Below are 1,913 nucleotides of genomic sequence, written 5' to 3' on the forward strand. Positions count from 1 at the left end.
CCACTGTCTTATTCACAGGAACGTTTATGGTTCATCGATCAGCTGGAAGGTAGTACTCATTATCATATCCCTGCTGTTCTTCGTGTACGTGGACGTTTGGATGTATTACGCCTGGAACATGCTTTCCGGCAGGTGTTGTTGCGTCATGAAGTATTACGCAGCGTGATGCTGGAAGTAGAAGGCACAGCTTACCAGCAGGTATTGTCAGACAGTGGTTGGTCACTTGGCTACCGCCGTATTGAAGGCGCTTGCCAGGGAAGCAGCCATGTGGCAGTACAGGAGTTCGTGGACCGTCCATTTAATTTGTCTTCAGATCACATGCTGCGTGCAGAGCTGCAGGAGTATGCGAATGAAGAACAATTGCTGATAGTAGTATTGCACCACATAGCGGCCGACGGCTGGTCTATGCCACTGCTGGTGCAAGAACTGATGTTGCTGTATAAAGGCAAACAAGATCATCTGCCTGCATTAAGTGTTCAATATGCAGACTATGCCTTATGGGAACGCCGTCACCTTAACGGGCCTTTGCTGGAAGAAGGACTTTCGTACTGGCAGTCGCAATTATCCGGAGCCGGAGTACTGGAACTTCCTTCCGATCATTCCCATACTGCTTACACCGGTCATGCAGGCAGCCGTTGTTATAGTGTGCTGGAGGGGGCACTATTGTCCGGACTGGAGCAACTGAGCAGCCAGGAGGGGGTAACACTGTACATGACCTTATTGAGTGCATTTAAGGTGCTTTTGCACCGTTACAGTGGTCAGAGCGATATCAGTGTGGGTAGCCCTGTCGCTAATCGTAATAATCATGAGATCGAAAAACTGATCGGCTTTTTTGTAAACACTGTTGTGTTACGCACGGAGTTGTCAGGAGAGGAGTCTTTCCGTAGCCTGTTAAGTCGTGTCCGTCAGCTTACCATAGATGCTTATCACTATCAGCATATACCGTTTGAGAAGGTAGTAAGTCAGCAGGGCTTACCTGCGGATCGCAGCCGTCATCCTTTATTCCAGGTGATGTTTGCCATGCAGCAGGAGGCCGTGTCTTCGCTAAACCTGGGCGATGTGATGCTGGAAGAAGAACGTATTGACCAGGTATCGTCCAAATTCGACCTGAGTATGGAATTGCGTCCATTAGGAACAGGTCCGGGTTATCAGATAACACTTACCTATAACAGTGGTTTATATAGCGAGTGGCGTATGCAGGGGCTGTTAGCCCATTATGAACAGTTGCTGCATAGTATTTTATCATCACCAGGTACGGCAATAAGTTCATTAGAGCTGTTGTCTGCGGAAGAAGTGAAACGCCTGAAGAGCTATAATGGGAGCAGCGTACCTTACCCTGTATCAGAAACGCTGGTAAGTTTATTCCGGCAGCAGGCAATCCTGCAAGGGGAGCTACCAGCCTTATTATATGGAGATGAGCAGTTGAGTTACCGTGGACTTGATCATGTGTCTACACAGTTAGCGCATTACCTGCGCAAACGCGGGGTAGTACGAGGCTCATTAGTAGGTCTTTGCCTTGAGCGTAGCCTGGAGATGGTGGTAGGGATACTAGGCATCCAGAAAGCTGGTGGCGCATATGTACCTATAGATCCGTCATATCCATCAGACCGTATCAGCTACATCATCTCAGATACCAATTGCAGTATAATTGTTAGTGATGGCTCGTTGTCATCAGCAGCTGGAGCAGGAGATTATGAAATAATCGACTTGTTAAGCTCCAGATCAGCCATCAGCAGAGAGCCTGTCACTGATATACCGGACGGCCCGCAGTCTTCCGACCTTGCTTATGTGATCTATACCTCGGGATCGACCGGCCGCCCTAAAGGTGTACTGGTAGAACATGGTGGTGTAGTGAACTATCTGTGCCATCAACACGCTTACCTGGGTGTTGATGAAGGAGAAAGAATGCTACA

1 protein-coding gene is annotated in these 1,913 nt (G+C 48.6%); it reads left to right on the top strand.

The annotated features are described in order from the left end of the window. A partial coding sequence (locus tag C7475_RS32660; protein WP_146217733.1) for a condensation domain-containing protein occupies positions 1-1,913 on the top strand: 1,913 nt, incomplete at both ends.

It is taken from the genome of Chitinophaga sp. S165 (assembly GCF_003182155.1).
Lineage (GTDB): Bacteria > Bacteroidota > Bacteroidia > Chitinophagales > Chitinophagaceae > Chitinophaga.